At 69.6% G+C, this 24,393-nt stretch carries 18 protein-coding genes; 9 read left to right on the top strand and 9 right to left on the bottom strand.

Annotated elements, in window-relative coordinates:
- Nucleotides 1-176: 176 nt before the first annotated feature.
- From ACFWPH_RS08330 to ACFWPH_RS08315, 4 genes are read right to left on the bottom strand one after another with little or no spacing between them, the layout of a single operon-like run.
- Entirely contained in the window at nucleotides 177-1,355 is a 1,179-nt protein-coding gene (locus ACFWPH_RS08330) for a VWA domain-containing protein (RefSeq protein WP_378748889.1), read from the bottom strand.
- Nucleotides 1,352-3,784: a DUF5682 family protein gene (locus ACFWPH_RS08325; RefSeq protein WP_378748888.1), complete on the bottom strand. Its 2,433-nt coding sequence runs from the start codon at nucleotides 3,782-3,784 to the stop codon at nucleotides 1,352-1,354. Before ACFWPH_RS08325 ends, ACFWPH_RS08330 begins: the two co-directional genes overlap by 4 nt.
- Nucleotides 3,781-4,887: an AAA family ATPase gene (locus ACFWPH_RS08320; protein WP_378748887.1), complete on the bottom strand. Its 1,107-nt coding sequence runs from the start codon at nucleotides 4,885-4,887 to the stop codon at nucleotides 3,781-3,783. The genes ACFWPH_RS08325 and ACFWPH_RS08320 overlap by 4 nt, the downstream gene beginning before the upstream one ends.
- Nucleotides 4,884-7,745 (bottom strand): DUF5691 domain-containing protein, encoded by a 2,862-nt coding sequence (locus ACFWPH_RS08315; protein ID WP_378748886.1) that lies wholly within the window; start codon nucleotides 7,743-7,745, stop codon nucleotides 4,884-4,886. The genes ACFWPH_RS08320 and ACFWPH_RS08315 overlap by 4 nt, the downstream gene beginning before the upstream one ends.
- 482 nt (nucleotides 7,746-8,227) lie before the next feature.
- On the opposite strand from ACFWPH_RS08315, the gene ACFWPH_RS08310 reads away from it, so the two are divergent.
- From ACFWPH_RS08310 to ACFWPH_RS08295, 4 genes are all read left to right on the top strand, one after another.
- Nucleotides 8,228-10,804: an AAA family ATPase gene (locus ACFWPH_RS08310; protein ID WP_378748885.1), complete on the top strand. Its 2,577-nt coding sequence runs from the start codon at nucleotides 8,228-8,230 to the stop codon at nucleotides 10,802-10,804.
- 383 nt (nucleotides 10,805-11,187) lie between these two features.
- Complete coding sequence (locus ACFWPH_RS08305) at nucleotides 11,188-11,544, top strand: hypothetical protein (RefSeq protein ID WP_378748884.1); 357 nt, start codon at nucleotides 11,188-11,190, stop codon at nucleotides 11,542-11,544.
- 59 nt (nucleotides 11,545-11,603) lie between these two features.
- Nucleotides 11,604-11,990, top strand: coding sequence for a YchJ family protein (locus ACFWPH_RS08300; RefSeq protein ID WP_378748883.1), 387 nt, complete (start codon nucleotides 11,604-11,606; stop codon nucleotides 11,988-11,990).
- A gap of 57 nt (nucleotides 11,991-12,047) precedes the next feature.
- On the top strand, nucleotides 12,048-12,350 hold the full coding sequence (locus tag ACFWPH_RS08295) for a SelT/SelW/SelH family protein (RefSeq protein ID WP_378748882.1): 303 nt from the start codon (nucleotides 12,048-12,050) through the stop codon (nucleotides 12,348-12,350).
- A gap of 277 nt (nucleotides 12,351-12,627) precedes the next feature.
- On the opposite strand, the gene ACFWPH_RS08290 is transcribed toward ACFWPH_RS08295, so the two are convergent.
- Nucleotides 12,628-12,849 carry a zinc ribbon domain-containing protein gene (locus ACFWPH_RS08290; protein WP_378748881.1) on the bottom strand — a complete coding sequence of 74 codons (222 nt, stop codon included), beginning with the start codon at nucleotides 12,847-12,849 and terminating at the stop codon, nucleotides 12,628-12,630.
- Nucleotides 12,850-12,964: 115 nt separating this feature from the next.
- On the opposite strand from ACFWPH_RS08290, the gene ACFWPH_RS08285 reads away from it, so the two are divergent.
- Nucleotides 12,965-14,533 (top strand): carboxylesterase/lipase family protein, encoded by a 1,569-nt coding sequence (locus ACFWPH_RS08285; protein WP_378748880.1) that lies wholly within the window; start codon nucleotides 12,965-12,967, stop codon nucleotides 14,531-14,533.
- A 302-nt stretch (nucleotides 14,534-14,835) separates the two neighbouring features.
- Here the strand turns inward: ACFWPH_RS08285 and ACFWPH_RS08280 are convergent, their stop codons facing one another.
- The 3 genes from ACFWPH_RS08280 to rfbD are packed head-to-tail and all read right to left on the bottom strand — an operon-like array spanning nucleotide 14,836 to nucleotide 17,755.
- Nucleotides 14,836-15,909, bottom strand: coding sequence for a sugar phosphate nucleotidyltransferase (locus ACFWPH_RS08280; protein WP_378748879.1), 1,074 nt, complete (start codon nucleotides 15,907-15,909; stop codon nucleotides 14,836-14,838).
- A gap of 53 nt (nucleotides 15,910-15,962) precedes the next feature.
- Entirely contained in the window at nucleotides 15,963-16,874 is a 912-nt protein-coding gene (locus tag ACFWPH_RS08275; protein WP_378748878.1) for a glycosyltransferase family 2 protein, read from the bottom strand.
- Nucleotides 16,875-16,885: 11 nt separating this feature from the next.
- Nucleotides 16,886-17,755, bottom strand: a complete 870-nt coding sequence (rfbD, locus tag ACFWPH_RS08270) for a dTDP-4-dehydrorhamnose reductase (protein ID WP_378748877.1) — start codon at nucleotides 17,753-17,755, stop codon at nucleotides 16,886-16,888.
- A gap of 149 nt (nucleotides 17,756-17,904) precedes the next feature.
- Between rfbD and ACFWPH_RS08265 the strand changes: the two genes are divergently transcribed.
- The 4 genes from ACFWPH_RS08265 (at nucleotide 17,905) to ACFWPH_RS08250 (ending at nucleotide 23,356) form a co-directional block, all read left to right on the top strand.
- A complete protein-coding gene (locus ACFWPH_RS08265) occupies nucleotides 17,905-19,383 on the top strand; it encodes an LCP family protein (protein WP_378748876.1) in 1,479 nt (492 codons plus the stop codon).
- 48 nt (nucleotides 19,384-19,431) lie between these two features.
- The gene (locus ACFWPH_RS08260) at nucleotides 19,432-20,151 is read left to right on the top strand and encodes a TIGR03089 family protein (protein WP_378748875.1); all 720 of its coding nucleotides are present in this window, start codon (nucleotides 19,432-19,434) and stop codon (nucleotides 20,149-20,151) included.
- Between the two features lie 113 nt (nucleotides 20,152-20,264).
- A complete protein-coding gene (locus ACFWPH_RS08255; protein ID WP_378748874.1) occupies nucleotides 20,265-21,560 on the top strand; it encodes a cytochrome P450 in 1,296 nt (431 codons plus the stop codon).
- Nucleotides 21,561-21,883: 323 nt separating this feature from the next.
- Nucleotides 21,884-23,356, top strand: coding sequence for a phytoene desaturase family protein (locus tag ACFWPH_RS08250; protein ID WP_378748873.1), 1,473 nt, complete (start codon nucleotides 21,884-21,886; stop codon nucleotides 23,354-23,356).
- Here ACFWPH_RS08250 and ACFWPH_RS08245 read toward each other — a convergent pair.
- On the bottom strand, nucleotides 23,353-24,279 hold the full coding sequence (locus ACFWPH_RS08245; protein WP_378748872.1) for a cation diffusion facilitator family transporter: 927 nt from the start codon (nucleotides 24,277-24,279) through the stop codon (nucleotides 23,353-23,355). The genes ACFWPH_RS08250 and ACFWPH_RS08245 overlap by 4 nt on opposite strands.
- Between the last annotated feature and the right edge of the window lie 114 nt (nucleotides 24,280-24,393).

Raw genomic sequence — 24,393 nt, 5'->3', positions numbered from 1 at the left:
CTATGGGTCTCGTTCTTCACTCCTCCGCTCCTCCGCTTCGCTCCCCCGCTCCGTCGCTCCAGAACGAGACGGGCCCCGAACCATGGAGGTTGACCATTCGGGGTGCACGGGGTCGAGGGGCTCCTGAGTGGGGGCGGGGGTGCCTGGTGTTTGTGCCGGCTGGTCGTGCGGTCGAGTTACGTCCGGTCGGTGTCCCAGTGGCGGAGGTCGCCGCGGTTGAGGGCTTCGGCCAGGAGGTCCGGGAAACGGTCCGGGGTGCAGGCGAACGCGGGAACGCCGAGTGCGGCCAGTGCGGCGGCGTTCTCGCGATCGTAGGAGGGGGCGCCGTCGTCGGAGAGCGCCAGCAGCACCACTACCTGCACCCCGGCTTCCTTCATCGCGTTGATCCGGCGCAGCATCTCCTCGCGGACGCCGCCCTCGTAGAGATCCGAGATCAGGAAGAACAAGCTGTCGGTGGGGCGCGTGATGAGTGACTGGCAGTAGGCGATGGCCCGATTGATATAGGTGCCGCCGCCGAGCTGGGTACCGAACAGCACATCGACCGGATCGCTGAGTTTATCGGTGAGATCGACGACCTCGGTATCGAAGACCACCAGCGAGGTGCGCAGCGCACGCATGGAGGCCAGGACCGCGCCGAACACCGAGGAGTACACGACGCTGGAAGCCATCGACCCGGACTGATCGATGGCCAGGATCACGTCCCGGTGCACCGCCTGCGACCGGCGGCCGTATCCGACCAGATGTTCGGCGATGATGGTGCGCTGCTCGGGCAGATAGTTGGCGAGGTTCTTGCGGATGGTGCGATCGAAGTCGATATCGCGGGGTTTGGGCCGGATGGTGCGGGTGGCCCGGTTGAGTGCCCCGCTCACCGCGGCGACGGTACGGGCGGCGATCCGCTCCTCGATTTCCTTGACGACTTTGCCGACCACCATCCGGGCGGTCGATTTGGTGGTCTCCGGGATCGCCCGGTTCAGGCTGAGCAGTGTGCCGACCAGATGAACGTCGGGTTCGACTGCCTCCATGAGTTCGGGCTCCAGCAGCAACTGCGTGAGGCCCAGTCGCTCTACCGCATCCCGCTGCATCACCTCGACCACGGTCGACGGAAAATAGGTGCGGATATCGCCGAGCCAGCGCGCCACCCGCGGTGCCGATCCACCGAGGCCGGCGGATCGGTCACCGCCCGGACGGCCGGCCCCGCGATTCGCGTCGTACACGGCGCCCAGCGCCTTGTCGACGGCCGCATCGTCTGCTCCGGTGAGCTCGCCGAGCGCGGGACCGGCCGCGCCGCCCAAGACGAGGCGCCACCGGCGCAGCCGCTCCTCGTCCGAGGCCGGGTGCGGTGCGGTGCTGTTCATGCCGGTACCCCCAAAATGTCTGCGACAGCGCGCAATACGAGTGCGCCACGTCCGGAATCGATATCGGTGTGCGCCGCCGGTACCTCTTGCCCGGTATCGCGGACGGCCGATCCGATGGCCCGGCGTTCCCCGGACTCGAAGGCACCGAAGGTACGCCGCAGCAGCGGCACCACTTCCATGAACTGCTCGCCGGTGAGCCCGGCGAGCCAGTCGTCGACCAGACGCAGCAGGGCCCGGTCGTGAACCAGCACCAGCCCCCGCCCGCCGACGAAACCGTCCACCCATGCGGCCTTCGCGGCCGCGGTATTGCCGATCGACAGCGCGGCGGCCAGCCTGCGGGAGGCCTCGTCCGATTCGAACCGGCCGGCATCGCAGAGCAGCCGGACCACCCGGCCGGTGAGCATCCCGTGGATATCCGTGCGGTCCGCCATCCGCCCCAGTGCCGCCAGCCAGCGTTCGGTGGACTCGGGGTCGTCGCGGGTGTGTATCGCGGTGTTCAACCCATCGAGCTGTGCGCGCAGGGCGGCGGCGGTATCGTCGCCGAGCCCCGTGACCGCCGCCGGGAGACCGGCACAGATCCGAACGAGCATGCTGTCGGCGACCTGGGCCAGAGCCGAGGTATCGGTGCCGCGCACATCGCCGTAGCGCAGGGTGCGCAGCACACCCGGGAGCGCGGCGAGCAGGTGGGTGATGTCGTGGTCGATCGCGGCCGCGGAACCGAGCCGCCGGATCAGGCCGTCGAGAGCACCCGGTAGCTCGGCCAGCAGCGCGAATTCCAGGGCGTCGGTCAATTCGGCCACAGCGCTGCCGTCCCGGCCCGCCGTATCGAGGATCTTCGCCTCGGCGGCCGCCTGCACCGTGGTACCCCAGCGGGCCGCCTCGATCACCCGGACCGCGAATTCGGGTTCCCAGCGCAGTTCCCAGGATTCCCGGAATGTTCCGGTGGATCCGGCCGTCCCGGCCGCGGGAATACCCCAGTGCACGCCCAGCAGTCGCAGCCGATGCAGCAGCCGTGATTTGGCGATATCGCGGTCCTTGCGCAGATCCAGGTCCAGCGTCCGGGACAGGGCCTCCTGTTTCAGTCGCAGCGTGCGCGCCTGTGCACGGAGATCGGCCGCCAGCGGCACGGTGGGGGTTTCGGCCGGGACGGCGCCGAGCGCCTCACCCACCACGAGCTCGGCACCGACCAGCCGCAACACCGTATCGTCACCCTCGCACAACACCGCCCGGGTCGCCTCGGTGACCTCGGACAGTCCCGCCAGTGGCCGTGAGCGCAGGGCAGCAAGGGTTTCCGCCAGCCGGACGGCCTCGATGATATGGGCACTGGACACCGGCAGATCATGATCGCGCAGCAGCCGTGCGACCTTGGTGAGCCAGGAGACGATCGGATGCTCGGTGACGGTGAACAGATGGTGGTACCAACCGGGGGAAGTGACGCCCGCACCGTAGCCGGAGGCCGCGGCGAGGAGGGAATGCGTCCACGGCACCCAGGTCAACTTCGCCTTCACCTTCGGAAGGCCCTTCAGCAGATGTCGATCGGCGTTCGCCGGGCCGAGTGGATCGCACAGCGCGGGCGCATGCCACGCGCCACAGACGACAGCGATCCGCCGGGCACCGTCCTTACGGGCCTGCCGCAGCACCTGCCGCATATGCGCCTCACGGACAAGCGTGTGCCGATCGAGAACCAGCGGATCCGGGCCTGCCTCGCCGTGGGCGCCGGCGCCGGTCTCTCCCGCGATGTCGCGCGTGGCCTGCGATCGGCTCGGCAGCAAGTCGGCGGATACGTCAGCCGCCTTGCCCGGCCGGTACGAACCGCGAGATCGCGGATCGCCGGGTTCGGTCGATGCGGTGCCCAGGTGCAATTCTGGTGCGCTGCGGCCGGCTGTCGAGTCGGCCGCAGGGACATCGGAAGGCAACTCGGTGCGGGCGTGGTCGCGCAGAGCCGCCATGGCCTCGGTGATGGCGGGGAAAGTTCCGGCGTCGGTGCTCGATTCGACCACAGCATCCCACCAGCGCTCCGCGTCGTCATAGCCGCCCGCGGCGGCCAATTCGGCGAGGGCGTCGCGGCCGCCACCGCTGTCTTCGACGGCCAGCGCCGCCGACGCGGGTAGGTCGCAGAACCGCACCGCTATACCGTTTCCGACGGCGTAGCGCAGTGCCTGCCACTCCGGGGAGAACACCGCGTACGGCCAGAACGCCGCGCGCGCCGGTTCGTCGGCAACGTAACCGAGTAGCGCTACCGGCGGTTCCATCGCATCGGCGGCTATGTGGGGGACCAGTGGGTCCGCATCTGCCGGCCCCTCGATCAGGACCATATCCGGCCGGAACTCTTCGAGCGCCGAGCGCAGCGATCGAGCCGAACCGGGCCCGTGGTGCCGTATTCCGTAGACCCGGGTCTCGCCCGGCTCCTCCGGGCCGGACTCACTCATCCGGTGATCTCCCGGCAGGCACGGTAGAAATCGGACCATTCGTCGCGTTCGCGGACCACGGCCTCGAGGTACTCCGTCCACACCACCGAATCCGCGACCGGATCCTTGATCACCGAACCGATTACCGCGCCCGCGATATCCGCGGCCCGCAGGACGCCGTCACCGAAATGCGCCGACAGCGCCATTCCGTTGGTGATCACCGAGATGGCTTCGGCGGTCGACAGCGTTCCGGACGGTGATTTGAGTTTGGTCCGGCCGTCGGCCGTGATACCGGCGCGCAACTCCCGGAAGATCCGCACCACCCGGCGCACCTCCTCGGCGGCCGCCGGAACCTCGGGCAACTCCAGTGCCGACCCCAATTGCGCGACCCGGCGGGTGACGATATCGATCTCTTCGGCCTCGCTGCCGGGAAGCGGCAGGACCACCGTATTGAAGCGGCGGCGCAGGGCCGAGGACAGTTCGTTCACGCCGCGGTCGCGATCGTTGGCGGTGGCGATGATGTTGAACCCCTTGGCGGCCTGTACTTCTGTCCCGAGTTCCGGGATCGGCAGGGTTTTCTCGGACAGGATGGTGATCAGCGCATCCTGCACATCGGAGGGGATCCGGGTCAGTTCCTCGAGCCGCGCGATGGCACCCGTGCGCATCGCGGTGAGGATCGGTGAGGCCACCAGGGCGGCGTCGGTGGGACCCTCGGCGAGCAGCCTGGCGTAGTTCCAGCCGTACCGGACGGCCTCCTCGGCGGTGCCCGAGGTGCCCTGGACCAGTAGCGTGGACGATCCGCTCACCGCCGCCGAAAGATGTTCGGAAACCCAGGTCTTCGCGGTACCGGGAACGCCGAGCAGCAGGAGGGCGCGATCGGTGGCGAGGGTGGCGACCGCGACCTCCATCAGCCGGCGCGGGCCGACGTATTTGGGGGTGATCACCGTTGCGTCGTCGAGGGTGCCGCCGAGCAGGTAGGTCACCACCGCCCAGGGCGAAAGCTTCCACGACGGTGGGCGGGGCCGGTCGTCGGCGGCGGCGAGTGCGCTCAGTTCGGCGGCGAATGCCTGTTCCGCGTGCGGGCGCAGCAGCGGTGCGGGCGGGGCGGTTTCGGTGGTGGTCAATTCAGCTCCTCGAGCATGACGGATCGTTGGTGGAGTTCATGACCGAGCAGGAGGAGGGCCATCGTCCACTCCTTGTCGGTGCAGCGGTTCGCCATCGTGACGGCTGCCTGTTCGCAGTCGGGTGGCATATGGCGGGCGGCGGTGTGCAGCAGTGAACGGTGCGCGGTCGGCGGGGTTCCCGGTGCACCCGGGCGGCGTTCCGCGGTCCGGGCCCGCTCGGCGAACAGATGCAGCAGATGCCCGGCCACTTCGGGCGGCCACGGCTGGGCCACGGCCGGTAACAGCGATTCGATTTCGGACAGCCATGAGGCATCCAAACGGGCCAGGTGGCGCGCCTGGTCGGCGGCCGGGATCAGGGCGAACAACTCCCGGCGCCGCAGGATCGCCGCATTCGAGGGAGTGCCCGCGGCGAACAGGGCGGCGGCCCATCCGGGATCACGCTGGGTGAGTGCCGCGTCCATCCAGCCGTCGAACAGCGGCTGCCGGAACCGGTCGTCGATGCGGGTCGCTACTGCTCGGTCCGGGGGGCCCAGGGTGGTGGTCCACTGAGCGAGCGGGAGATTGGCTACGAGCCTGCGCAGCCGGGCGGCAGTCAGGTCGGGCTGTCCGTTCCAGCGGTAGCCGGATGCCACGGCGTTATCGGTGAAACCGTCGCGCACCGTGTCGGAGTCCAGGGTTTCCGGGATGTCCACTACCAGCTCCGCGGTCTGCTCCGGCCCACCGGCTCCGTACTTCAGCCAAGTTGCGGCCCGTGCGGACATCCGGCCGGCCAAGGCCGAATCGGGTAGCCGGGCCAGTAGTCCGGCGGCCGTGCGGCGCACATCGCCGCGGCGATCACGCAGGGCACGTTCGAGCAGGGCCTCGTCCGCCGGCCCCAGTCCGTCGGACAGAACAGCCAGCAGTTCGGCCTTCGGTTCGCCCGATTCACGTGGCCAGGCCGCCTCGAGGGCTTCGCGCGCGGCGGCCGGGTCGCGGTGGCGCAGCCCGGCCAGCCACCGGATCCGTTCCGGTGGCAGGCCAAGCCGCCAGGTGTCGGCGTCCGGTTCGGGGTCTGCGGTATCGCGCCGAACGAGACTGTGCCAGCGGGGAATGGATTCCGCGAGCCAGCGGCCCCGGGTGCCGGCGAGCCGCAGGGCAGCTTCCCGGAGGCCGGTATCGCGTGCGGCGAAGTCGAGCAGTTGCCCGGCCAGTCGATCCGGTGCGCGGTAGTCGTGCGGTGCGGCGGCGGCGAACCATTCCGGGAGGAATTCCGGCCGGGATTCGATCAGCACGGCCAGGCGGTCGGCCGCGGCCGGGGGCAGTACCGGCCGCAAATCCTCGGCGGCGGGCTCCGCGGGCAATTCGGCGTGCACCGGTACATATCCGCCACGCAACCAGGCCATTTCCAGCGCTGTGGCGTCCAGTAGCCGGCAGGCCGCGTCCGTACCGGGCAATGCCGCGGCGGCCGCGCCGACCGGGCCGGGAAGCGCCGGGAGTGCGGCGGCGCCCCGGGCGGTGCCGAGTAAGGCGATCGAAGCTGCCTCCGGGCCGGCGGCGAAGGCGGTATGGGCGGTATCGGCAACGGGACCGGCGTCGTGGAACTCCCCACCGGCGAGCACCGATACGGCTTCCAGCGCCCGCCCCGTCCAGAGGCCGAAAACGGCGACCGGCCGCCCTCCGGACAAGGCCAGGAGCCGCCACGGTTCGGCGGGTTCCACCAGGGGTATCGCGGTGCCGTCGGGTTCGGCGAGCAGCCAATCGCCGGCCCGCTCGACCGGGACGACCGTGCGCAGCAGCACCGGCCAGGACTCCAGCCACGGGTCGGCCGCGGCGGCCGTGGCGAATTCACCCAACGCGTCGGCGATCGTGCCGGACCCGGACATGGCCGCGATTGCGCCGGTATCCGGCATGGGCGCGGCCGAATCGGAGCCGGCCACGGCACGCAGCGGTGCGGCCGCCGGATAGAAGTGCAGGCCCGCTTCCGCCACCAGGCCGATCGGTGGGACCTCGGTGTCGAACGCCGGCGAACCGTGGGAATGGTCGATCAGCATTGCCCGGCGGCGGGTGCGCACCCCGTACAACCAGCTGCGACGGGTGTGGAGCCCTTCTTGTTCGCCGGTGCGTATTCCCAGCGTGACCCACCGGTCACGCACTCCCGGTTCGGCGAGAACGGTATCCGTCGTCGTCGGATAGCCGATATGGGTGCGAACGGTCGCGGCCGAGGGCGCCGCCGACGTATCCAGTGTCGCGTGGGCCACCAGCAGTAGCCGCAGCCAGGCGAACCGGCCCAGTACCACTTCGGGCCAGTTGGACCGCCCGACCACCGCCGCCGGTAATCGGCGCAGCGCGGCGGCGATACCGGGTGCCTGCGCATCGACCATGCGTGCGGCCACGGCTTCGAACGCGGCAGGGGAGCGGTCCGTCTGGGCCAGCCCCGTGCGGATCTGGTCGGTCAGCCAGGTTTCGAGTTCGGCCAAGCCCGCCGTGACCCGCTCGTGCCGCTGCTGCGCCGCGGCCGTGCTCGGCACGCGTTTCTTCTTCGGTGCGGCGGCGGCCGCCGCCCGGCGGCCGATCCACTCGGCGGCGAAATCGGCCGTTTCGCCGGTTTCCTCGACCGTCCCGCCGGACCACAGCAGTAGTAACGACAACGCATGTTTGCAGGGAAATTTCCGGCTCGGGCACGAGCACCGGAACGCCGGCCCGGACAGATCGACGATCGTCTGGTAGGGCGTCCGGCCGCTGCCTTTGCACAATCCCCACAGTGTGGTTCCGCACCAGCCGGTGCCCGACCATTTCCCGGCGAGTTTGCGCGCGGCGGTGAGTGAACTCGTATCCGGCGCGAGTGCTGTCACCTGGTTCTCCGACCACTGCGGCGTCATCCGGTGAGTCCGTATCGTTCGATCATCATGCCCCCGTTTCCTCGGTCCGAAGAGTTGTATCGCACCGCACCGACACAAACGTGTCACCGCCGCTGGGATGTGGAAGAGGTTGTCGCCGAGAGGTATTCGCGTACGCCTGCGGTTGCGCAATCCGGATACCTCTGGCATCCTGTCCTGTTCGGCAAGACCGAGCCACCCCTGGTGGGTGACACCAACGAGCTGCCCGACGGGGTTGGCGAGGGGTGGCCATCGGCCGGAGTCGGATCGGCCGATGACCAGATCCCATCCCCGCGGGCAGGTTCGCCTCTCCATCCCTCGCGTATTCGGTCCGGAAACGCCACTGTCGCACCGTCCCGGACGCGTGCCCTCCCTTCCCCACTGCACTATCGGGCCGTTATCCGGTAGCGTTCGGCACAGCTTTCGATCGTTCGATCACGCCCGGGGCCGGGGAGCGCGTGTGGTCCCGAGGGGGTGGAGAAGTCGTGGAATCTGTGTGTGAGCAATCCGAGCGAGTCCCGATCCGGCCGGGGGAGCTGGTCTTTCGGCAGCTCGAGGCGGAACCCGGACTGCCGCCCGAGGTCGCCGAGATCGTCCGGGCCGCTCTCGCCGCCGCGGCGACGGCCGCCGCCCCGCCGCTGCCCGCGGAGGGCAGCGCCTTCGATTTCAGCGGGATGTTCCTGCGCGCCATCCGGGTCGAGGGGTTCCGGGGTATCGGCCGCGAAACCGTGCTGGAATTACCGCCCGGGCCCGGGCTCACCCTGGTCACCGGCCGCAACGGTAGCGGTAAATCCAGTTTCGCCGAGGCCGCCGAATTGGCGCTCACCGGGGCGAATCGACGCTGGGACGGTCGTTCCGCCGCGTGGCGGGAAGGGTGGCGCAACCTGCATCACCCCGGTCCGGTCCGGATCGAATTGGAATTGCGAACCGACGGACCCGCGCCGGCGCTGACCATCGCCCGGGCGTGGCCCGGCGGCGAACCGCTCACCGGAGGCGAGTGGGTGCAGCGCCGGGCCGGCGCACCCGAGACCGCGTTCCCCGCCGGTCGGTGGGCGCCGACGATGGAGTTGTATCGGCCTTTCCTGTCCTACAGCGAACTCGGCGCCTTGGTCGACGGGAAGCCCAGTGAGTTGTTCGACGCGCTGCACCAGTTGCTCGGTATGGACGATCTCATCGCCGCGCACGAACACATCCGGTCCGCACGCTTGGAAATGGAGAGCGCGGCCCGGACCGCCCGCCGGGAACGGCAGCTGTTAATGGCCGAGCTGCCCGCCATCACCGACCGGCGGGCCGCGCGCGCCGAACGGATCCTGCGCCGGCCCGAACCCGACTTCGCCGCGCTGGAAATCCTGCTGTCCGATACCGCCGGCGGACCGGAACCGGCCGCCTTGCGCGCGATTCTGGCCCTCGAACTGCCCCCTCCAGCTCGGATCGAGAATCTGCTCACCCGGCTCCGCGCCGCCCGGACAGCGGTGGCGGCGGTGACCTCCCCCGAATCGGCAGCCGATCTGCGCATTCTCGATCTGCTGCGAATCGCCTATTCCCATGTGGCCGAGCAGACCGCCGGCGCGCACCCGGAACACCGGACCCCGGGCGAGGGCACCGGCGGTCCCGGTGCGGCAACAGCGGGGGCCCAGGACCCGGGACACAGCTCTCTCGGCGGAATATCCGACCCTGTGACCGAGACCGGCAGCACCAGCCCGGACAGCGGGTGCCCCTGCCCCGTATGCGGCCGGGGGAGCCTGGACGCGCGGTGGCTGTCCGAAACCGCCGCTGCCGTCGACGAACTCTCCGACCGAACCGCCGGCCTGGTCCGCGCACGCGCCGAATCGAGCGATGTGCTGGCCGAACTGCGCGCCGCGATCGGGGAGGTACCCACGGAACTCACGACGGCGGGTCCCGCCTACCTCGATACCGCGGTCGTGGCCGCAACCTGGACGCAGTGGCGCACGCTGACCGACTGCCACGACCCGGACCCGGACACGCTCGGCGCCGTCCACGACCGGTTGTCCGGTGAACTCGGTTTCTTGCGGCAGAGTGCAGCGAAGGAGCTGGACCGTCTCGAACAGGCGTGGACACCGTTGGTCCCGCGCCTGCGCAGCTGGCTCGGACTCGCCCGCACCGTGCACGCGCGGGCGGCGGAACTGCAGACCGCGCGGGCCGCCGAGGTCTGGTTGAAATCGGCCACCGCCCACGTGCGCGACGAGCGGCTCGCCCCGCTGGCCGGCACCGCGCGGTGGGTGTGGCAGAGCCTGCGCCAGCAGAGCAATGTCGAACTCGGCGGAATCCGGCTACAGGGCAACGCGAACTCCGCCCGCCGAGTGCAGCTCGATGTCACCGTGGACGAGGTCGACGGGGCAGCCCTCGGGGTGATGAGTCAGGGGGAACTGCATGCCCTCGGCCTGGCCCTGTTCCTGCCCCGGGCCACCGTGGCCGCCAGCCCTTTCCGTTTCGTCGTGATCGACGATCCCGTGCAGGCAATGGATCCGGCGAAGGTGGACGGCCTGGCCCGCGTTCTCGCGACCGTGGCATGGGATCGGCAGGTGGTGGTTTTCACCCACGACGACCGGCTCGCCGAGGCGGTGCGCCGGATGCAGATCGACGCCCGGATCCTGGAAGTGCAGCGCCGGGAACGGTCGGTGGTGGAGATCCGGCTGTCCAGCGATCCGGTGCACCGCTACCTCGACGACGCCCGCGCCCTGCTGCGCACCCCCCAGCTGCCGCAGGCCATATCCGACGAGCTGGTCGCCAGCTGCTGCCGCTCGGCGCTCGAGGCGGCCAGCCTGGCGCGTGCGAAACGGATCCTGCTCGCCGAGGGCATGGATCATCGTGAGGTGCAGCGACGCATCGATACCGCTCAATCCACCCGCGCCATGGTCACTCTCGCGGTCCTGGGACCCGGCCGCCGGATCGAGGACCTGAACAAACGGCTGGCGAAAGAGGGCCGATGGGCGGTCGAGGTCGTCCGCGACGCCACCGCCGGCGCACATATCCCGATCGCACGCGACCTGTCCGAGCTGATCGCCGATACCGAACGTTTCGTGGACTGGCTGGCCCGATGACCCCGGGCGACGCCGACGATCACGGGACCGACCGGATCGCCGCCGGACCGCCGCCCATGGCAGAGCGGGCATTGCCTCCGGCGGGCGGCGGGTCCCCCCAGGCGGGCGGCGGGTTGCTGCCCCCGGCAGATGGAGGGGTGTCCCCGGCGGGTTCAGCAAGCCGGGGGATGTCCTGGTCGGGTCCCGCAGCGCCTACCGCCCCCGATGGGGCGCTCGGTTCCGGCGGCGGGCCGGTGGCGCCGGAGAACGGATCAGAATCAGTGGGACGTGCGTCACGGCGACGGGTCCGGAAGCGGGATCGGCGCGAGGCGACGACGGAGCCCCGCCGATCGGGCCGTTCATCGAGCCGGCGAGCCGCCGGAGCACGCGTCCCGCGGCCCACGGTGGCCGAGCGGCTGGTCGTGGTCGACCGGTTGCTCCACGGTTCGGTGCCCGCCGCCGGGGCGGTGTGGTCCCGGGCGACCGCGTGGATTCTGCGGATCGCGCTCGAACAATCGGTGGACGAGCTGTGGGCCCGAACCGAACCCGACCTCGCGCGCTGTCCGATGCGCGCGCAGCTGCTGGCCCTGCGGGTCGTCGCCGGCCCGCCCGTCGCGGCGCGGACCGCCGCACTGTGGACCGCCCTGTCCCATGCCGCCCATCACCACGACACCGAGCTGGCGCCGGGTGTCTCCGAGCTGCGCCGGTGGCGGGAGGACACCGCGCGTATCGCCGGTGAACTGGCCGCGGTCCGCCGCTGAACCCGCTGAGGCCCGGCCCGGCGACCCCGGCCGTCGCGGACCGCGCAGAATCGTCAGCCGTGGACGATTCGAAACCGTGCCCCTGTCGCCGCGGCGAGGTGTTCGCCGCATGCTGCGGTCCGCTGCTGGCCGGCCGCCCGGCCCCGAGTGCCGAAGCGCTGATGCGTTCCCGGTTCACCGCCTTCGCCCTCGGTGACACTGCCTACCTGCGTCGCTCCTGGCATCCGGGCACCCGGCCCGAGCGGCTGGACCTCGATCCCGACCGGCGCTGGCTGTTCCTGGAGATTCAGGCGGTTACCGGTGGCGGCCCGTTCGAGCAATCCGGAACGGTGGAATTCACCGCCCACTACCGCGATCCCGGCGGTCGCGGCCGGTTGCACGAGATCAGCCGATTCACTCGCGTCGACGGAGCCTGGTGCTATGTCGACGGCGATATCGCGGAATGAGCCGCGACCGCGGAACGCGAACCGCTCCCGCGTTCGGCCGCCGGTAGTGTGCACGCCATGCCGCGTATCGCCATCGAATACTGCACCCAGTGCCGTTGGCTGCTCCGGGCGAGCTGGATGGCGCAGGAACTCCTGACCACCTTCGGCACCGATATCGGCGAGGTTGCCTTGGTCCCCGGCGAGGGCGGGGTCTTCCGGATCACCGTCGACGGCGACCAAGTGTGGGAGCGCAAAACCGACGGTGGTTTTCCCGATATCGCAGTACTCAAGCAGCGCGTCCGTGATCGCATTGACCCGGCGCGCGATCTGGGCCATATCGATCGGGGGCACGGCGGGACTCCGGAAACTCCGGGCGGCTGAACCGGGGCGGCCGGTAGTCGACCGCCGGTTGTCGGGAGTACCCGACGACAGCGACAAGGCCGGCGTGGGCGGCGGTGGCCTTGTCGCCAGGTACGTGTCGCCGGGGGCTGGAGCCCGGGAACCGCGTCGCAGCGGATCGGATCGTCACGGGCGTAGGAGGCTGTGGCGCCCTCGATGATCTGCGGCGCCGCACTGCCGCCGGTGAGTCACGAGCGGCCGGCGGATTTCCGTATCCGCACACAACTCTGAGCTGGGCCCGGAGCGCTCCGATTCCGCATCAGGCGCAACAGCCCCCACCACAGCATCCGCCGCCCGCAGCGGGAGCGGGCGCTGCCACCGCCGGCGCCGCGGCCCGCCCGGTCGTCGCGAAGGTCGTGAGCAGTTTCACGGTGTCGTCGTGGCCACCCGGGCAGACGGCCGGATCCGACGCCTGCGCCATCGGACGGTTCACCTCGAACGTATTGCCGCAGCTGCGGCACCGGAATTCGTAACTCGGCATACCGGAATTCTAGAGATGTCGCGGACCGGTTTTTCCGGCGCAACGCGATAATTCTGGAACCTAGTTGTAACCAGTTCGGTCGTACCCTCGAATGCACAGGTAGAGGAGGTCTGTGATGAATGTCCAGTGCTTCGAGGTAACGCCTGGCGTGGACGGGCCCGCCCCGGTGGCCCGGACCGAGTTCGGCGCGGTCCGCGGGTCTCGCGAGGGTGCGGTATCGGTGTGGCGGGGGATCCCCTACGCTGCCGCGCCCGCCGGTCCGCGCCGGTTCCGGCCGCCGCGGGCGCCGCAACGCTGGGACGGGATCCGCGATTGCGTCGCCTTCGGCCAGGTCGCCCCGCAGGATATGGACAACACCGTCCCGATGGACCGTTCGCTGTCGATGGGCGAGGACTGCCTATGGCTGAACGTCTGGGCGCCCGCCGCGACCGCCGAGGAACCGCGGCCGGTGCTGGTGTGGTTGCACGGCGGTGCCTACTGCCTGGGTTCGGCCGCACAGGCCGTCTACGACGGCGGCAATCTGGCCGCGGCCGGTGATGTCGTGGTCGTCACGGTGAACTACCGAGTCGGCGCTTTCGGCTTCCTGGACCTGTCCTCGCTGCACGACGACTTCGCACCCAACCTGGGATTACTCGACCAACTCGCCGCCCTGGAATGGGTCCGCGACAATATCGCCGGCTTCGGCGGCGACCCCGGCAACGTGACCCTGTTCGGGGAATCCTCCGGCGCCGGCTGTGTCACCGCATTGCTCACCGCGCCCCGGGCCGCGGGCCTGTTCCAGCGCGCCATCGCGCAGAGCCCGCCCGCGACCGCTGTCTACGGCCGGGAACGCGCGGCCGGGGTGGCGCAACGCTTCCTGGAACTGACAGAATTGCCGAGGTCACGCGCGGCGGAACTGCTGACCTGCCCGATCGAACGGATCGTGCAGGCGGCCGCGGTGCTGATCGACGAGGTCCCGCTGCAGGCCCCCGGTACGCTCGCCGCGGCGCCGGTGGTGGACGAGGATCTGCTCCCCGGTTACCCCACCGACCGGTTTCGCGACGGCCGCTCGCATCGGGTACCGCTCATCATCGGCACCAACAAGGACGAGGCCTCGCTGTTCCGGCTGTTCCGCTCGCCGATCATGCCGGTGACCCCGGAGGCAGTGAACACCATGCTCGAGCAGGTCCAGACCGGCCATCCCGACCTGTCCGCGGAACGTATCGCGGAGATCACCCGCGTATACCCCGACCTCGCGAAGCCACGCGGTGCCCTGGCCATGTCCACCGATGCCGCGTTCCGGATGCCCGCGCTCTGGGTGGCCGACGGCCATGCCCAGCATTCCCGCACCTGGATGTACCGCTTCGACCACGCGACCCCCATGCTGCGCGCCGCCCGCGTCGGCGCCGGGCACGCCACGGAACTGCCGTACATCTTCGGCAACTTCGGCACCTTCGACCACGACCCCACCTTCTGGCTGGGCGGCCGCCGGCAGGCCGCCGAGGTCTCGGGCCGCATGATGCGCCGCTGGCTGGCCTTCGCCGCACACGGGGTCCCCGCCGCGCTCGACGGTTCCAAACACTGGCCGCCCTACCATCCGGAAACCCGGGAAACCCTGCTCATCGACACCGTCGACCGGGTGGTCCCGGACCCGGAAGGTGAACTACTCACCGCCTGGGGCGAACGCGCCGTGGGCTTTGCCTGAGCTGTATCTTTGGCGCCGCCTTCGGCGGCGCGGGGTTTCGGCCCTTCAGGTCCATGCTTTCCGCCCGCGATACTCGCGGCTGCGCCGCATTGTCTCGCGGGCGGAAAGCATGGACGGGCCGAAACCCTTCGAGGGCCTCGCTGGACTCGGCGGTGTGCTGGTTGCGGTCGGGAATGTGCTGGTTGCGTTCGGATCGGTGTGTGGCCGGACCGGATATCGCCCACGCATCTCGATGTTCACCTGCCGGGACGTTCCCCGGGAGAGCGCAATGAATCGAGTGCCGCCCGGCCCCGAAAAACCCGCTACACGTCCGTGGAGTACCGGATGCCTCCGTCGGGGATCTCCACTCCCGGCCACACCCGGGCCCCACGTAGCAGTTCGCACCGTGCACCGATACTGGCACCGTCGCCGATCACCCCGTCGCGGATCAGTGCACGTGGCCCGATGCGGGCGCCGAATCCGATGATCGAGCGTTCCACCGTGGCGCCCGCTTCCACTTTGGCGCCGTCGAACAGGATCGCGCCGTCCAAGCGGGCACCGGCACCGACCTCCGCGCCGCGACCGACGACCGTGCCGCCGATCAGCAATGCTCCCGGCGCCACCCCCGCGCCTTCGTGGACGAGCGATTCACCGCGTTGCCCGGGCAGGATCGGCGAGGGGGCGATACCGCGCACCAGGTCGGCCGAGCCGCGGACGAAATCTTCCGGGGTCCCCATATCGCGCCAGTAGGAGGTGTCGACGTGGCCCTGCACCCGGGCGCCCTCGGTGAGCAGCGCCGGGAAAACCTCCCGCTCGACCGAGACCGGACGCCCGGCCGGGATCTTCTCGATGTACTCGCGCCGGAACACGTAGCAACCGGCGTTGATCTGGTCGGTCGGCGGGTCCTGGGTTTTCTCCAGGAACGCGGTGACCCGGCCGTCCGCATCGGTGGGGACGCAGCCGAACGCGCGGGGGTCGCTGACCCGCACCAGGTGCAGGGTGACATCGGCCTGGGTGGTTTCGTGGGTTTCCAGGATGGCCCGCAGATCGGTGCCGCCCAGCACATCACCGTTGAACACCATGATGTTGTCGGCGGTGAGCCGGGGCAGCACATTGCGGATACCGCCGCCGGTGCCCAGCGGTTCGGTTTCGGTGACGTATTCGATCTGCAGGCCGAGATCGGCCCCGTCACCGAAATGCTCCTCGAAGACTTCCGCCTTGTAGGACGTGCCGAGCACCACATGGGTGATTCCGGCCGCGGCGATACGGGACAGCAGATGGGTCAGGAACGGCACCCCCGCGGTCGGCAGCATCGGTTTCGGCGCCGACAGAGTGAGCGGCCGTAACCGCGTACCCTTCCCGCCGACCAGGATGACCGCGTCTGCTTGTGATGCCATGGAGCTCCCTTGTTCCATCAGTTCCTCGCGCCCCGGGCCGGTGGCCGGTCCGGTCAGCCGGCGAGTTCCTGCTGCCGGGTACGCAGTGCGGATCGAACCGCAATGCGGCAGCGGATCGCAAGTCCGGCCCGTAACGCCCAGCGCAGCGGGGCCTGCCACCAGTGTGGATGCCGGTCGGCCTGGAAGCGGTAGGCGCTGGCATGGTGGGCGGGCAGCATCTTCTCGGGGTTGCGGCCGGCGGCGTGCCCCTTGGCGTGGGTGACCTCGGCGTCCGGGACGAAAACGTTGTGCCAGCCGGCCTTGCCCATGCGGTCGCCGAAGTCGACGTCCTCCATGTACATGAAGTAGCGGGAGTCGAATCCGTCGATGGAGTCGAACGCCTCCCGGCGGACCAGTAGGCACGATCCGGACAGCCAGCCCACCGCGCGTTCGGAGATCTCCTCGTTTTCCTGCCGGTAGCGGCGGGTCCACGGGTTGGTTTTCCAGATCGCGCCCAAGATCGCGTGACCGGCGCCGTCGAGCAGGCCGGGAACCGATCGGGCGGAGGGGTAGACGCTGCCGTCCGGCTCCAGGACCCGCGGGCCGATGGCACCCGCGCGGGGCCAGCGCCGGGCGGCTTCGAGCATGCGGTCGATGGAGTCGTTGCCCCAGCGGATATCGGGGTTGGCGATCAGCACGAATTCGAGGTCGGGATCGAGTTCGGCGACGGCCCGGTTGATGGCGCCGCCGTATCCGATGTTCCCGCCGGTCGATAGGAACCGCACATGGGCGTTGGCCTCGGCGACCAGTTCCGGGACACCGTCGGTCGAACCGTTGTCGGCCAGGATGACCTGCGGTTTATCCGCGGTCGCCGTGTTCAGGGTGCTGATGAAATGCTCGAGATGTTCGCCCGGTGAATACGTGACCGTGACCACGGCCAGTCGTGGCCGGTCATGCGGTTGACCCGGGGTATCGGAAGCGCTCACAGCGCCCCACCCTAACGGGCGGTCCTGGTCAATGCCTCGGTGAGCGCGGATTCCCAGGGGCGCAATGGCGTCAGGCCGGCATCGCGCCAGGCGGTGCCGGACAGCACGGAGAAGGCGGGCCGGGGCGCGGGCCGGGGGAATTCGGCGGATGTGCAGGGCCGCACGCGATCGGGGTCGGCGCCGATACCGGCGAAAACGGCGCGCGCCACCTCGAACCAGCTCGCCCGGCCCGCATTCGTGGCGTGCAGCACAGCGGGCGCTGCGGGGCGGCCGGCGAGTTCGAGCAGGCCGGCGGCGAGATCGGCGGCGTAGGTCGGGGAGCCGACCTGGTCGGTTACCACGTTCACCGTGTCGCGTTCCTGTTCGAGCCGTCGCATGGTGGCGACGAAATCGCTGTCGGCGCCGCGGTACACCCAGGCCGTGCGGACGATATGGGCATCCGGGCAGTTCTCGCGCACGGCGCGTTCTCCGGCGAGTTTGGAGCGGCCGTAGACGGTAGCGGGTCCGGTCAGGTCGCCGGGTTCGTACGGTGTGGTCGCGGTGCCGGGGAACACATAGTCGGTGGAGAGGTGAACGATCCGCGCGCCCACCCGGGTACAGGCGGCCGCCAGGACGGCGGGGCCGGTGGCGTTTCCCGCGAAGGCCGCGCCGGGATCCGATTCGGCCCCGTCCACCGCGGTGTACGCGGCACAATTGACGACGATATCGCCCGGGCGCAGTACCGATTCCACGGCCGCCGGGTCGGTGATGTCGAGCCGGGAGCGGGTGTAGGCGCGGGCGGTGGGGGCCAGCCGGAGCAGTTCCCGGCCGACCTGGCCGCCGGCTCCGGTGACCACGAGCCGGTCGCTGAGTTCGGTTCCGGGTGGCACGACATCGTTCACCGGCCCAGTCTGGCACGCCGTCGATGGGCCGAATCGATGTCACCCGGGCTGCCGTTGGTTAGCCTGCGTGGAGCGGAAGGTGTTTCGACGGCGTACGCGAAGTGGATCGGGGTCCTCGACCGGTCCGAACGGGGAGAGGAAGTTCAAAGGTGGCGCAGCGTGGGGAGCCGACGTTGTGGAGTCCGGCGCGGGTGTTCGTCGCGTCGGTTGCTCTGATTGTGCTGGTGGGTACCGGCTTCGCCTGGCGGGGCGTCGATTCGCTGGTGTCCAATATCGAGCGCATCAGTGATCTCGGGCTCGGCGGGCAGCGCGACGGCGCCGTGGACATCCTGTTGGTGGGCGTGGATTCGCGTACCGATGCGAAAGGTAATCCGCTCACCGAGGCCGAACGCGCGATGCTGCACGCGGGTGACGAGATCGGCACGAATACCGACACCATCGTGCTGGTGCGGGTGCCCAACGACGGCAGTTCGGCCACGGCGATCTCGATTCCGCGCGATGCCTATGTCGATATCCCGGGGCTCGGCAAGGGCAAGATCAACTCGGCGTACGGGATCACCAAACAGACGGCGCAGGACGATATGCTCGCCGACGGTGCCACACCGGAAGCCGCCGAGGAGAAATCCACGCAGCGCGGCCGGCAGGCACTGATCGGCTCGGTGGCCGGGCTCACCGGTATCACCGTCGATCACTACGCCGAGGTCAGTCTGCTCGGGTTCGTGCTGCTCACCGATGCGGTAGGCGGTGTGGACGTCTGCCTGCGCCACCCGGTGGACGAACCGCTGTCCGGTGCGTATTTTCCCGCCGGCCGCCAGAAACTGGACGGCCCGCAGGCCCTCAGCTTCGTCCGGCAGCGGCACAATCTCGAACGCGGCGACCTGGACCGGATCGTGCGCCAGCAGGTGTTCATGGCTCAGCTCGTCCACCAGGTGATCAGCACCGATACCCTGAGCAACCCCACCCGGTTACGCGAACTCAGCGACGCGGTGGGCCGCACCATCGTGCTCGACGAAAACTGGGATCTGCTGGCGTTCCTGAACCAGCTCCAGGATCTGTCCGCCGGCAAGGTGACCTTCGAGACCATCCCGGTCGCCGATCTCAACGGCACCACCTCGACCGGGGAGTCGGTGGTGCGGGTCGAACCCGGCGATGTCCAGGATTATGTCGCGGGACTGGTCGGCGAGGAATCCGGCAGCGCCGACCCGGGCACCACCACATCCCCGGCGCCGGCTGCGGACCCGGGAACAGTGCAGGTGGACGTCTTCAACTCGACATCGGTCTCCGGGCTGGCCGGTTCGGTATCGCAGGAACTCACCACACTCGGTTATCTCCCCGGCGAGGTGGGTAACTATTCGGACGGGACGGCTTGGCAAAGCCAGGTGCTCGCCGCCTCCGACACCGATCGTGGGGCGGCAGCCGTGGCCGCGGCGCTCGGCGGTATCCCGGTCGTCGCGGACGCCTCGCTGGCACCGGGGACGGTGAGCGTGGTGCTGGCAAGCGACTACGCTGGCCCCGGATCCGGCAGCGAGGGCGTGATCGATTTCGGCGATACGTCGACATCGGCGACCCCGGTGCCCCCCGCACCGCCGATCGCGGCGGCCGAGGACGGACCCACCTGTGTGAATTGACCGCCGGTGTGAATCGGACGCCGAAGAATTGGACGCAGAAAGCAGACGATGCGTGACGTAGAGCAGGCCACGACCCTCCCCGAAGCGGTACTCGAGCCGATTCTGGAACGCGAACCGGCCGCGCCCCGGATCACCTGGTACGACGATGCGACGGGCGCGCGTATCGAACTGTCCGCGGTCACCCTGGCCAACTGGGCGGCCAAAACCGCCAACCTGATCCGCGACGAGTTCGGCCTCACCCCGGGCGCCCGGGTGGCGGTACTCCTACCCGCGCATTGGCAGACCGCGGCCGTCCTGCTCGGCTGCTGGTGGGCCGGGACCGAGGTGGTGCTGCAACCGGACCCGGATGCGGAACTCGTTTTCGCCGCCGCCGGTCGTCTCGGCGAAACCGAGGACGCCCCCGAGGTCGCGGCGCTGTCGCTCGACCCGATGGGCGCGCCGGTACGTGATCTGCCGCTCGGCGTCACCGACTACGCGACAGCGGTCCGCGTCCACGGTGACCAGTTCCGTCCCGGCGGGACCGGCGCCGCGCTGGACGGTATGCCGGTACCGGAGGTACTCACGCTGGCCCGCAAATCCGCGGCCCGGCAGGGGCTCTCGGAAACCGACCGGGTGCTGTCGACCGGCAGCTGGGATACCGCCGAGGAGCTGATCGACCGGTACCTCGCGGTGCTCGTCGCGGGCGCCTCGCTGGTGCAGGTGGCCAATCCGGATCCGTCGCTGCGGGAACGGCGTATCGAGACCGAACGGGTCACCCAGGTCCTCTGAGCCGGAGTCCTACCACGGTAGGTGCCGGAATCCGACTCCGGCAGGTGCCGCCGGGACTGTGTTCTGCGTAACGTCGGGAGGGGATGCGACGGAGCAGTGACGGAGGGGTTCGGATGAAACCGCAGTACCTGTATCGGTGGGTCAACCATCACGGGCTGGTCCGGGCGGCCAAGAAGGTCAAGCTCCGGCAAGGTGATCTCTTCACCCGGCTCAACGGCGGCCCGGAAGGGATCGAGAACCCGTACGCGCTGATCGAGGAGATGCGCGGTGCGGGCGGATTGCACCGGGTCACCGCTGCGTGGATCACCTTCGACCACGATCTGTGCCGGGAGATACTGCGGGACAATCGTTTCGGCACCGGAATGCCCGAACTCCTCCCCCTTCCGGACCGGGCGCGGGCACTGCTGCAGCGCCGGCCGGTTCCGCCCAACCCCGTGGACCCGCCGTCCATGCTGATGATCGACCAGCCCGAGCACACCCGCATGCGCAAACCCGTCGCCGCCGCCTTCACCCCGCGCGCGGTCACCCGGCTGGGCGACCGGATCGCGAGCGTGACCGAGGAACTGCTCGCCGCCCTGCCCGACGACGGGCCCACCGATCTGGTGACCCGGTTCGCCTCCCAGGTGCCGATCGCCATCATCTCCGAAATGCTCGGATTCCCCGATTCGGATCGCGAGATGTTCCTGGAGTGGGGTGACGATATAAGCCCGCTGCTCGACCTCGGGATCTCCTGGCAGACGCACAGCAGGGCGATGAAGGCCTCCGAACGGGTGCAGGCCTATCTGCTCGACCATATCGAGCGGCTCCGCGCCGAACCCGGCGACGATATCCTCAGCAGCCTGGTCACGGCGGGCGACCTGACTGATCACGAACTGTGCACCTCGGCCACCCTGCTCATGGGCGCGGGTTTCGAGACCACGGTCAACCTCATCGGCAAAGGTATCGTCTGGCTGCTCGAACATCCGGACCAGCTGGACCGGCTCCGCGCCGAACCGGAACTCTGGCCCAACGCGGTCGAGGAGGTCCTGCGGATCGACGCACCGGTGCAGACCACCGCCCGTGTCGCACGTACCGATCTCGAAATCGCCGGCCGCCGGTTGCGCCCGGGCTCGACGGTGGTGCTGTCCCTGGCCGGCGCCAACCGTGACCCCGCCGTCTTCCCCGACCCCGCCCGATTCGATATCACCCGGGAAAACGCCAAGAACCATCTCGGCTTCAGCAGCGGAATCCACGTCTGCCTCGGTGCCGGCCTCGCCCGGATGGAAGCCACCCACGCCCTGCGCGCCCTCACCGAAACCTTCCCCGACCTGCGACTCACCGATCTCCCGACCCGCCGGCCCCTGTACACCCTCCACGGCTACTCTCACCTGCCCGCCCACACCGGCGCCCGAGCCCGCACCCGGGTCTGATCGGTACCGCGACGCAAGCGTGCACGGCGCCACCCCGCCCACGCACCGGCAGCAGCAGTACCGAGCTCAGCGAGCCCCCGAAAGCTCCAACTCCGCGCAGCGGTGGGGCGAGCCCAGCGAGCCCCGGCAAAGGCCCATACGACCCCAGCGCGACCACCAGCGGTGCCGAGTCTTACGAGGCCCTGAAAGGTTTCGGCCCGTCCCTGCTTTCCGCACTCGATGCAATGCGGCGCAGCCGCGAGCATCGAGTGCGGAAAGCAGGGACCAAGGGGGCCGAAACCCGCGGCGCCGCAGGCGCCGCAAAATAAACATAGACTCGGGTCATGGCTGATGTCGTCGTGGTGGGGGCCGGACCCAACGGGCTTGCGGCGGCGGTGATCCTGGCCGGTGCCGGGCTCGGCGTCGAGGTGTACGAGGCGGGGGAGACCGTCGGGGGCGGTTGCCGGACCGCCGAGGTCACCCTGCCCGGCTTCCGGCACGATATCTGCGCCGGCGCGCACCCCATGGCGTATGCGTCGCCGTTCTTCCGGGCCTTCGACCTGGCCGCGCACGGAGTGGAACTGCTCACCCCGGCCGCCTCGTATGCGCATCCGCTCGATTCCGGGGTCGCGGGGGTGGCATGGCGGGATCTGGACCGCACCGTGGACGAACTGGGGCGCGACGGAAAAGCCTGGCAGGGCCTGTTCGGGCCGCTGGTCGAGGACTGGCCGGCCGTGGTGGATACCGCGATGTCGAATATGCGGCGGGTACCGCTGTCTCCGGCGGCGGTCCGGTTCGGTCTGCGCATGTTCGAGCAGGGGTCGCCGTTCTGGAACATCCGATTCGCCGGGGAGATCGCGCCGGCGCTGTTCACCGGGGTCGCCGCGCATGCGGTCCGGCCGCCGCGGGCGCTACCAGCCGTCGGCGCCGGGCTACTCCTGGCGACCCTGGCGCATGTCGGCGGCTGGCCCGTACCGCGCGGCGGCAGCCAGGCGATCGTGGACGCGCTCGCTACGGAACTGCGCCGCCGAGGTGGCCGGGTGATCACCGGCCATCGAGTGGATTCGCTGGCGGAATTCAGTTCGGCCCGGGCAGTCCTGTGCGATACCTCGCCGGCCGAACTCGTGCGTATCGGCGGTGACCGGCTGCCCGCCGGATACCGCCGCCTGCTCGGCAACGTGCGCTACGGCCCGGGCTCCTGCAAGGTCGATTTCGCCCTGTCCGGTCCGGTGCCGTGGCAGGCACCGGAGTGCGCCGAAGCGGGCACCCTGCACCTGGTGGGCAGCCGGGCCGAGGCCATGGCCGCCGAACACGCGGTCGCCGCCGGTATGCACACCGACCGGCCGTACACGCTGGTCATCCAGCCCGGTGTCGTGGACCCCGGGCGGGCCCCGGCGGGACAGCAGACCCTGTACACCTACGCGCACGTCCCGAACGGATCGGATCGCGATATCAGCGAGCAGATCATCGGCCAGATCGAGCGGTTCGCCCCCGGCTTCCGGGACTTGATCCTGGCAAAACACGTCTACACGGCCGCTGAGCTGCCCGTCTACAACGCCAACTATGTGGGCGGCGATATCGGTGCCGGTGCGATGACTCTCATGCAGACGGTGTTCCGCCCGGTACCCCGCTGGAATCCGCACACCACGGGCCTGCCCGGTGTCTACCTGTGCTCGTCGGCCACTCCACCGGGCGGCGGCGTGCACGGAATGGCCGGTACACATGCCGCCGCGCATGCGTTGCGCACCGTTTTCGGTATCCGCACCGACCCGCTGGAGCTGGCCGGCGCGAACGCGGCCACCACCCCGGGCAGTTAGGCCTTACCGGCGGGCTCCCGGTACAGATCGGGCTCCAGGTAGATGATCCGCGCCGTCGGCACCGCGGCCCGGATCCGGCTCTCGGCCTCGTCGATACCCGCCGCGATCTGCGTGATATCCAGTCCGGGCGCCACCGCCACCTTGGCCGCCACCAGCAACTCTTCCGGGCCGATGTATTGGGTCTTCATATGGATGAGCCGATCGATAGTCGTACCGTCGGCGATACTGTCGCGGATCGCGCGGTCCTCGGCGGCCGTCGCACCCTCACCGATCAGCAGGCTGTGCATCTCGATGATCAGGATGACCGCGATAATTCCCAGCAGCGCGCCGATGCACAGGGTTCCGACACCGTCCCAGACCGGATCGCCCGTCAGCATGGTCAGCCCGACACCGCCCAGCGCCAGCACCAGGCCGATCAGCGCGCCGGTATCCTCCAGCAGCACCACCGGCAGTTCCGGGCTGCGCGAATTACGGATGAACTGCCACCAGCTCGCCCGGCCCTTGAGCGGTTTGGATTCCCGGACCGCGGTCGTAAAACTGTAGACCTCCAGCCCGATGGCTATCACCAGGATCACCACGGCCACCATGGGCGAGCTGAGTTCCTCGGGATGCTGGATCTTGTGCACACCCTCGTACAGGGCATACACCGAACCCAGCGTGAACAAGACCAGGGCCACCACGAACGAATAGAAGTAGCGACTGCGCCCGTACCCGAATGGATGCAGCTCGTCGGCCTCCTGCTGCGCCCGGTTCTGCCCGAACAGCAGCAGCCCCTGATTGGCGGTATCGGCCACCGAGTGCACCCCCTCGGCCAGCATCGACGCCGACCCGGTGATCCCCGCACCCACGAACTTCGCCGCCGCGATCCCGGCATTCGCCGTCAACGCGGCAAGAATCGCCTTCTTACTTCCACCAGCCGACATCCGCCACCTGTGATTTCTTGCGGCGCCTGCGGCGCCGCGGGGTTGAGGCCTTCAGGCGTTCTGGGGGTGTGACCCCCCTAGCGCCTCCGTCACCCCCCCCGAAAGGGGGGGACC

It is taken from the genome of Nocardia sp. NPDC058499 (assembly GCF_042719915.1).
In the GTDB taxonomy this organism is placed as follows: domain Bacteria; phylum Actinomycetota; class Actinomycetes; order Mycobacteriales; family Mycobacteriaceae; genus Nocardia.
The sequence above is the reverse complement of the archived record's forward strand: the minus strand, read 5'-3'. Positions and strand labels throughout refer to the sequence as shown.

Coding starts and splice junctions, on each gene's coding strand:
- ACFWPH_RS08290 (WP_378748881.1), bottom strand. CDS start 12,849: ATGCCGAGTTACGAATTCCGGTGCCGCAGCTGCGGCAATACGTTCGAG.
- ACFWPH_RS08325 (WP_378748888.1), bottom strand. CDS start 3,784: ATGAGTGAGTCCGGCCCGGAGGAGCCGGGCGAGACCCGGGTCTACGGA.
- ACFWPH_RS08245 (WP_378748872.1), bottom strand. CDS start 24,279: ATGTCGGCTGGTGGAAGTAAGAAGGCGATTCTTGCCGCGTTGACGGCG.
- ACFWPH_RS08295 (WP_378748882.1), top strand. CDS start 12,048: ATGCCGCGTATCGCCATCGAATACTGCACCCAGTGCCGTTGGCTGCTC.
- ACFWPH_RS08330 (WP_378748889.1), bottom strand. CDS start 1,355: ATGAACAGCACCGCACCGCACCCGGCCTCGGACGAGGAGCGGCTGCGC.
- ACFWPH_RS08260 (WP_378748875.1), top strand. CDS start 19,432: ATGCGTGACGTAGAGCAGGCCACGACCCTCCCCGAAGCGGTACTCGAG.
- ACFWPH_RS08250 (WP_378748873.1), top strand. CDS start 21,884: ATGGCTGATGTCGTCGTGGTGGGGGCCGGACCCAACGGGCTTGCGGCG.
- ACFWPH_RS08285 (WP_378748880.1), top strand. CDS start 12,965: ATGAATGTCCAGTGCTTCGAGGTAACGCCTGGCGTGGACGGGCCCGCC.
- ACFWPH_RS08280 (WP_378748879.1), bottom strand. CDS start 15,909: ATGGCATCACAAGCAGACGCGGTCATCCTGGTCGGCGGGAAGGGTACG.
- ACFWPH_RS08255 (WP_378748874.1), top strand. CDS start 20,265: ATGAAACCGCAGTACCTGTATCGGTGGGTCAACCATCACGGGCTGGTC.
- ACFWPH_RS08315 (WP_378748886.1), bottom strand. CDS start 7,745: ATGACGCCGCAGTGGTCGGAGAACCAGGTGACAGCACTCGCGCCGGAT.